The following is an 8,247-nucleotide window of genomic DNA, read 5'->3' on the forward strand; positions in this document are numbered from 1 at the left end:
GGGCCGGTCCATTCTGGCACCGTCATTCGGAGGGAGATCCAGCCATGCAGGGCCCGTCGCGCCGCCAGGTCATGCTCGCCACCGTCTTCGCCGCGGCGCCGCTGCCCGGATGGGCGGCCACGGCGCCGCTGCGGCTGACCTTCCTGCACGTCAACGACGTGTACGAGATCGGGCCGGTGCGCGGCCAGGGCGGCTTCGGCCAGCTGGCCACCCTGCTGAAGCAGGCCCGCGCCGCCAACCCGCACAGCATCACCACCTTCGGCGGCGACACCCTGTCGCCCTCGGTGATGTCGGGCCTGACCAAGGGCTCGCAGATGATCGACCTGTTCAACGCCATCGGCGTCGACTACGCGGTCTGGGGCAACCACGAATTCGACTACGGGCCGGAGCTGGCGGCGCAGCGCATCGGCGAATCGAAGTTCCCCTGGCTCGGCGCCAATGTCCTGGGCAAGGACGGCAAGCCCTTCGGCGGCGGCGTCGCCACCGCGACCCGCAAGGTCGGCGACTACACCGTGGGATTCCTCGGCATCCTGACGCCGGACACGAAGACGCTGTCCAGCCCCGGGCCCGACATCAGCTTTCCGGACATCATCACCACGGCGAAGCAGGCGGTCGAGGCGCTGAAGGCTGAGGGCGCCAACATCCTGGTGGCGCTGACCCATCTCGGCATCGCCCAGGACCGGCAGCTGGCGCAGTCGGTCAAAGGCCTGCACCTGGTGCTGGGCGGGCACGACCACGACCCGATCATGTTCTACGAGAACAACGTCCTGATCTTCAAAGCCGGCTACGATTCGCACTATCTCGGCGTGGTCGAGCTCGACATCTCGACCCGCGACACCAAGGACGGGCCGGTGATCGCGGTGCTGCCGAGCTGGGAGGTGCGGCCGACCGCGGGGGTCGAGCCGGACCCGGAGATCCAGGCCAAGGTCGACGCCTTCAACAAGGCGCTGGACGACGCCCTCGGGATCGTCATCGGCACCACCTCGGTCGAGCTGGACAGCCAGCGCGGCGCGGTGCGGACCGAGGAGACGACGATGGGCAACCTGATCGCCGACGGGCTGCGCTGGGGCGTCTCGGGCGCGCAGATCGCCATCATCAATGGCGGCGGCGTCCGCGGCGACCGGCTGATCGCCGCCGGCACCCAGCTGACCCGCAAGGACATCCTGACCGAGCTGCCCTTCGGCAACCTCGCGGTGCTGCTGGAGCTGACCGGGGCCGAGATCCGCGCCGCCCTGGAGAACGGCGTGTCCCAGGTGCAGGACGTCGCCGGGCGCTTCCCCCAGGTCTCCGGCCTCGCCTTCGTCTACGACCCGGCCAAGCCGGCCGACAGCCGCGTGGTCTCGGTGACGGTCGACGGCAAGCCGCTGGACGACGCCGCGGTCTACCGCGTCGCCACCAACGACTACATGGCCGGCGGCGGCGACGGCTATGCCGTCTTCACCAAGGGCAAGGTGCTGATCGACGCCTCGGCCGCGCGGCTGATGGCGACGGTGGTGATGGACTATGTCACCGCGATGAAGACGGTGGCGCCGAAGGTCGATGGCCGCATCCGGCGGTCCTCATGATCATGGACGCCGAGGGCACGGCCCCGCCGGTGCTGGGGCTGGCGCTGGGCGGCGGCATCGCCCGCGGCTGGGCCCATATCGGGGTGCTGCGGGCACTGGACGCCGCCGGCATCCGGCCGCAGGTCGTGTGCGGCACCTCGGTCGGCGCCTTGGCCGGCGCCGCCCATCTCTCCGGCCGGCTCGACATGCTGGAGGCCTGGGCCCGCGGGCTGAACCGCGACCGCATGGTCTCCTATCTCGATTTCGGCCTCGGCCTGCCCGCCCTGATGAGCGGCCGCAAGCTGGGCCGCCTCCTGGACCAGAGCTTCGGCGACCTGCGGGTGGAGGATCTCGGCGTGCCCTTCGGCGCCGTCTGCGTCGACCTGTTCACCGGCCATGAGGTGTGCCTGCGCGAGGGCCGGGTGTCGGAGGTGATCCAGGCTTCCTACGCCCTGCCCGGCGTGTTCCCGCCGCGCCATATCGGCCGCCACATGCTGGTCGACGGCGCGCTGGTCAACCCGGTGCCGGTGTCGATGTGCCGGGCGCTGGGGGCCGAGGTGGTGATCGCGGTCAACCTCAACGGCGACATCATGGGCCGCACCCGCGTACCCGAGGGCGGCTATGCCCGCATCGCCGGCTTCGACATCCTCGAGCTGATGCCGGGCGGCACGCTGCTGGGCGGCATCAACGGCGTCGCCCGCAAGCTGTTCCGGCGCGACCCGGACATGCCGAGCCTGTTCGGGGTGATGATGGCGTCGCTGAACATCATCCTCGACCGCATGGGGCGTATCCGCCTGGCGGCCGAGCCGCCGGACGTGGCGATCGACCCGAAGCTGGGCCATATCGGCGCCGCCGAATTCGACCGGGCGGACGAGTTGATCGACCTCGGCTACCAGGCGGCGGAGGCGGCAATCCCCGACATCCGCGAGGCGCTGCGCGTCACCTCTTACGGGCTGGACCCGCAGGCGCCGCCGGGCAAGTAGGGGCACGCCGGCCAGGGCGGATTGCCCGGACCGGAAGGTCGTCCTATGATCTGTCCATAATTTATGACGTATTGATTTGAACCGATCTTCGCCCGCGCCGCGATCGCCCGATTTCGACAGGGGACCCCCATGGCTGACGTTTTCGACCTGAGCGACTCTACCACGGGCGCCATCCTCGGCTGGGGGGCGGAGTACCGAAGCGGGCCGGAGGGTCCCTATTGGATCTTCACACAGGAGCTGATCCACGAGGGCATCTTCACCATCGGAGAGATCAGCCCCTACGCCTACTCCTGGTACTCCATCATCATCGGGAGCCAAGGGGACGACCGCATCGACAATCATATCGATGCCAGCACATTCAGGCCCGGCATCTCCATCGACGGCGGCGCCGGCGACGACATCATCGGCGGTGCCGGCCTGCTGAATGGCGGCATCGGCAACGACCACATCATCTTCTTCTATGCAGGCACCGGGAATGGCGGCGACGGCGACGATGTCCTGTCCAGCTCGTCCGGGGCCGACACGATGGATGGCGGCGCCGGCATCGACACCGTGGACTATAGCGACGCCAGGTCGGCCGTGACCGTCAGCCTGGCGGCCGGCACGGCCTCCGACGGCGACGCGCTGCAGGCCATCGAGAACGTCATCGGCACGAACTGGGCCGACACGCTGACCGGCGATGCCGGCGCCAACGCCCTGTCGGGCGGCAGCGACAACGACGTCCTGACCGGTGGGGCCGGTGCCGATGCCCTGGACGGCAGCTTCGGCACCGACCGGGCGGAGTATCTCGGCTCCGCGGCCGGGGTCACGGTCAACCTCGCGACCAATGCCAACGGCGGCGGCGACGCGGCCGGCGACGTGCTGACCGGGATCGAATATCTCGGCGGATCCAACTTCGCCGACACGCTGACCGGCGACGGCAATGCCAACGTCCTGTGGGGACGTGGCGGCAACGACGTTCTCACCGGCGGGGCACACAACGACACCCTCTACGGCGAGGCGGGGGCCGACACGCTGCATGGCGGCGACGACGCGGACTGGCTGATCGGCGGCGACGGGGCCGATGTGCTGGATGGCGGCGCCGGCACCGACACCGCGAATTACGGCGACGCGGCCGCGGGCGTCGCCCTCAGCCTCGTCGCCGGCGGCACCGGCGGCGTCGCCGCCGGGGACAGCTTCGTGAGCATCGAGAATGTCGTCGGCACCGCCTTCGCGGACACGATCATCGGCAGCGCCGCCGCCAACCTGTTGTCCGGCCAGGCCGGGGCGGACCGTCTGTATGGCGGCGCCGGGAACGACAGCGTCAATGGCGGCGCCGACAACGACGCGCTGTACGGCGAGGCCGGGGCCGACATCCTGGCCGGCGGCGACGGCGACGATTCCCTGACCGGCGGGGCCGGCGCCGACCAGCTGTCGGGCGGCAACGGTACCGACCTGATCCTGTACGATTCCGCGATGGCGGCGGTGACGGTCAACCTAGCGACCGGCGCGGGCTCAGCGGGGGATGCCGCCGGCGACACCTACAGCAGCGTCGAGAACGCGATAGGCTCGGCCTATGGCGACACCATCACCGGCCATGCCGGCGCCAATGCGCTGTGGGGCTTGGCGGGCAACGACGTGCTGATCGGGGGCGCCGGGACGGACGCGCTGAAGGGCGGCGCCGGCGCCGACCGCTTCGTCTACACCGCCTACACCGACAGCACCGTGGCCGCCGCCGGGCGGGACAGCGTCAACGACTTCTCCCATGCCGAGGGCGACCGCATCGACCTCTCGGCGATCGATGCCGATGCCAACGCCGGCAACGGCAACACGGCCTTTACCTTCCTCGGCGGCGGCGCCTTCACCGGCGCCGGGCACGAGGTCCGGGTGGTGGCCAGCGGCGGCGTCCAGCTGGTGCAGGCCGACCTCAACGGCGACAAGGTGGCCGACATGTCGATCGTCGTCATCAGCACCACCACCCTGATCGCAGCCGACTTCGTGCTGTAGCGCGACACTGGGTCCGGCCGGCAACGACGCCGGGTGTGGCAGGATCGGGACCTTCTTCAACGAAGGAGATCCCGGATGCCAGGCCTTGCCCTCCCGATAAGCCGTCGGCCGGCCTGGCTCGGCGCGCTCCTGGCGCTCGTCCTGCTGCTGCCGCAGCCGGCCTCGGCCTGGCTGGGCGAGGGACACAGGGCGACCGGCGCCCTCGCCTACGACCTGCTGGAACAGCGCGACCCGGCGGCGATCACCGCCATCCTCCGGCTGATGCAGGCGCATCCGGACCGTGCCCGCTTCGACGGCCAGCTCGGCGACCTCGCCGGCCGCGACCGGGAGCGAGAGACCTTCGAGCTGATGGCGATCTGGCCCGACGCCGTGCGCGGCACCGCCTATGACCATCCGGACTGGCACCAGAGCCAGCGCATCGTGTCCTCGGTGCGAGCGGTCCTTCCTTACGCCTTCGGCAGCGCCCAAGCCGAGTTCGCCCGCAACCTCGCCGTGGCCCGCGATCCCAACGCATCCGACGCCGACCGGGCGGTCGCGCTGTGCTGGGTGATGCACATCGTCGGCGACATGCACCAGCCGCTGCATGCGGGCATGTGGATGTCGTGGCGCTTCCCGATCACCGATGCCGGCGGCCAATGGTCCTGGGTGCGCCCCGCGCCGGACGCGGAGCCGGTCAGGCTGCACCGGTTCTGGGATTCGGCAGGCCTGGCGGGCGACCTGACCCTGAGCGCCTCGGGATCGCTGGAGGCGCAGCTGGTGCGGGACCCGCCGCCGGACGAAGACTCGCTGGCGCCGGACCCGAAGATCGCCTTCGCCCGCTGGGTGGCCCATACCCGCGCGCTCGCCTATGACGTCGCCTATCATCACGGGCGGCTGCGGCTGAGCGCCTCGCCCCGCTCCGCCGCCGTGCTGCCGCCCGGCTATGTCGAGCAGGCCCGGACGGTGAGCCGGACCCAGCTCCGCGCCGCCGGCCACCGGATCGGGGCGCTGCTCGAGGGTCTGCGCTGAGGGGTATCGGGCACCGAGTCAGAGCACGAAGTCATTCACCGTCAGAGCCGGCCGTCCACCCACCGAGATCTCCAGGTCGGCCACGCGATCGCCATCCACATCGGCGGAGACCCTGAACCATTGGGCCACCACATGGGCAATTCTCAGCTCGCCATGCGCCCCGGTGAAATCCCCGCTACCGAGGAAGGTGAACGCCTGGTCGCCGGCCAGGGAGGGATCGGCATCGATCGCGGACAGATCGATGGAAATCCTGCTGTACAGCGGCACGTTGATGGCATCGCGCTCGCTCGCGGTGCTCTCGCTGACATCCTTGTAGATGAAGGTGCAGGGGCGGGCGTCGAAAGCGGCCCTGGCGTCCATCTGATCGGCTCCGGCGCCGCCGTAGAGCCGGTCGCTTCCCGGACCTGCGATCAATATGTCCGAGCCATCGCCGCCGGACAGGAAATCGTCGCCCTGACTGCCGTTCAGCCGGTCGTCGCCCGCACCTCCGACCAGCGTATCGGCATAGCCGCTGCCGACCACCGATTCCACCGAACCGTCCAATCGGTCCCCCTCGGCATCGCCGCCATGGGCCTCGCCGGTGAGAAGATCGATGCTGACCCCGGCCAGGCTGGACTGATAGGTGACGGTGTCGTTTCCGGCACCCCCGATCAGGACATCCGCGCCGGCCCCGCCCTGGAGGGTGTCGTCGCCGCTGCCGCCGTCGAGGGTATCCGCATCGGCCCCGCCTTCCAGGATATCCCCCCCGATGCCGCCCTCGAGTCTGTCGGCGCCGGCCTCGCCGTAGAGATGGTCGTTGCCGGTATCGCCGCCCAGCACGTCGTCGCCGGCCCGGCCCCAGATCTCGTCGTTGCCGCCTCCGCCGAAGATGGTCTCAACCTGACCACTGCCCATGAGCCTGTCCTGGCCGCCGCTTCCGACCAGGACTTCAAAGTGATCGAGAAATCGATCTCCCTCGAAATTGCTCTCCTGGTTCATCATGTCGATCTTGACACCCAGCGACGACGTCACATCCGCATAGGAGACCGTGTCGATGCCGGCACCGCCGGTGAAGTGATCGGCGCCCCGGCCGCCGATGAAGGTATCGTTGCCCGCGCCACCGGTCAGGACATCGGCGAAACGGCTGCCGCCGATCGTCTCGATATGCTCGAGGAAGAGGTCGCCTTCTGCCGTTCCGCCATGATTGGTGTTGGTGGCCAGATTCACGGTCACGCCGACGGCGCTGTCCTCATAGGACACGGTGTCCCTGCCGGCGCCGCCGATGAAGCTGTCGGCGCCGAACCCGCCGATGAGCACGTCGTCGCCGTTCATCCCGGCCACCCGGTCCGCCCCGGCCCCGCCGTAGAGCCGGTCGTTGCCGTCCTCGCCGTAGAGGACGTCGTCGCCATCCTGGCCCAGCAGGGTGTCGTCCCCGGCCCGGCCGTGCAGGATATCGGCCCCGGCCAGCCCTTCGAAACGGTCCGCGGCGCTGCCGCCGACCATCAGGTCGGCGAAGGCGCTGCCCTGGATGATCTCGATATGGTCGGCGAAGCGGTCGCCCTGGGCGTCGCCGCCCTGGCCGATATTGGCGGACACGTTGACTGTGACGCCGACCCCGGAGGCGGCATAGCTCACCCTGTCGATGCCGATATTGCCGAAGAAGGTGTCGGCGCCGGCCCCGCCGCGGAGCAGGTCGTCGCCGTCGCCGCCGTCGAGCAGGTCGGCTCCGGCCCCGCCGTCGAGCACGTCGTTGCCGCCCAGGCCGTGGATGGCGTCGTCGCCGGCCAGGCCGCCCAGCGTCTCGGCGCCGGCCGACCCGGTCAGGATATCGGCGAAGGCGCTGCCGTACAGCAGCTCGATCCGGTCGTTGAAAACGTCGCCCTCGGCATCGCCGCCCTGGTTGATGTTGGTGTTGAGGTTGACCATGACGCCGGCCGTACTGGCCGAGTAGGACACGGCGTCGATGCCGGCGCCGCCGAGGAACTGGTCGGCGCCCGCGCCGCCATAGAGCACGTCGTTGCCGTTCCCGCCCTCCAGCCAGTCCCGGCCGGCGCCGCCGGAGAGGATGTCGTTGCCGGCGAGGCCGTAGAGGCTGTCGTCGCCGTCCTTGTCCGTGCCGGTCGGCGGCAGATGGTCATTGCCCGCCGTTCCCGTGAAGATCGCCATCGGAATCCCCCACCCGAGTCGAGATGCGTCCATTTTTCGGGGATTTGTGTCATCCGTGCGGCCACGGATCAGGATGAAATGGACATCCGGCCATTCCCGCCCGTCGCGAAATAGCGGCTGGGCGGCGCGCCGAGCAGGCGCTTGAACATGGTGGTGAAGGCGGCGGCGCTGTCATAGCCGAGGTCGAGAGCGACGGCCGTCACCGTCTCCCCCGCCGCCAGCCGCGGCAGGGCCGCGAACAGGCAGGCCTGCTGCCGCCAGGCGGAGAGGCTGAGGCCCGTCTCCTGCCGGAACAGCCGGGTGAAGGCCCGGCGGCTCATGCCCAGCGCGCCGCACCAGTCGTCGATCGTGTCGTGCGGCGTCGGCCCTTCCAGGAAGCGCCGGCAGCGCGCCGCCAGCGCCGCATGGCCGGGCAGCGGCAGGTTCAGCGGCAGCACCGGCATCCGCGCGATCTCCTGCAGGATCAGCGCCATCACCAGCCCGTCCCGGCCCTTCAGGTCGTATTCCAGCGGCAGGTCCACAGCCTCCATCAGCAGGCTGCTCATCAGCGCCGAGACGCCGACCACGCGGCAATCGGTCGG

Annotated in this window: 6 protein-coding genes; 4 read left to right on the forward strand and 2 right to left on the reverse strand. The window is 70.0% G+C overall.

Annotated features, from left to right (window positions below; translation table 11 throughout):
- The first annotated feature begins 44 nt into the window (after positions 1–44).
- From ABDW35_RS05100 to ABDW35_RS05115, 4 genes are all read left to right on the forward strand, one after another.
- A complete protein-coding gene (locus tag ABDW35_RS05100; RefSeq protein ID WP_343712772.1) occupies positions 45–1,565 on the forward strand; it encodes a bifunctional UDP-sugar hydrolase/5'-nucleotidase in 1,521 nt (506 codons plus the stop codon).
- The gene (locus tag ABDW35_RS05105; protein WP_343712773.1) at positions 1,562–2,527 is read left to right on the forward strand and encodes a patatin-like phospholipase family protein; all 966 of its coding nucleotides are present in this window, start codon (positions 1,562–1,564) and stop codon (positions 2,525–2,527) included. Before ABDW35_RS05100 ends, ABDW35_RS05105 begins: the two co-directional genes overlap by 4 nt.
- Positions 2,528–2,656: 129 nt before the next feature.
- Positions 2,657–4,513 (forward strand): calcium-binding protein, encoded by a 1,857-nt coding sequence (locus ABDW35_RS05110; RefSeq protein WP_343712774.1) that lies wholly within the window; start codon positions 2,657–2,659, stop codon positions 4,511–4,513.
- A 75-nt stretch (positions 4,514–4,588) separates the two neighbouring features.
- The gene (locus ABDW35_RS05115; protein ID WP_343712775.1) at positions 4,589–5,521 is read left to right on the forward strand and encodes a S1/P1 nuclease; all 933 of its coding nucleotides are present in this window, start codon (positions 4,589–4,591) and stop codon (positions 5,519–5,521) included.
- An 18-nt stretch (positions 5,522–5,539) separates the two neighbouring features.
- Here ABDW35_RS05115 and ABDW35_RS05120 read toward each other — a convergent pair whose 3' ends face one another.
- A complete protein-coding gene (locus ABDW35_RS05120) occupies positions 5,540–7,666 on the reverse strand; it encodes a calcium-binding protein (RefSeq protein ID WP_343712776.1) in 2,127 nt (708 codons plus the stop codon).
- A gap of 68 nt (positions 7,667–7,734) precedes the next feature.
- Positions 7,735–8,247, reverse strand: a 513-nt coding sequence (locus ABDW35_RS05125) for an AraC family transcriptional regulator (protein ID WP_343712777.1), incomplete at its 5' end; no start/stop codon positions are given.

It is taken from the genome of Inquilinus sp., from assembly GCF_039594555.1.
Classification (GTDB): Bacteria; Pseudomonadota; Alphaproteobacteria; order DSM-16000; family Inquilinaceae; genus Inquilinus.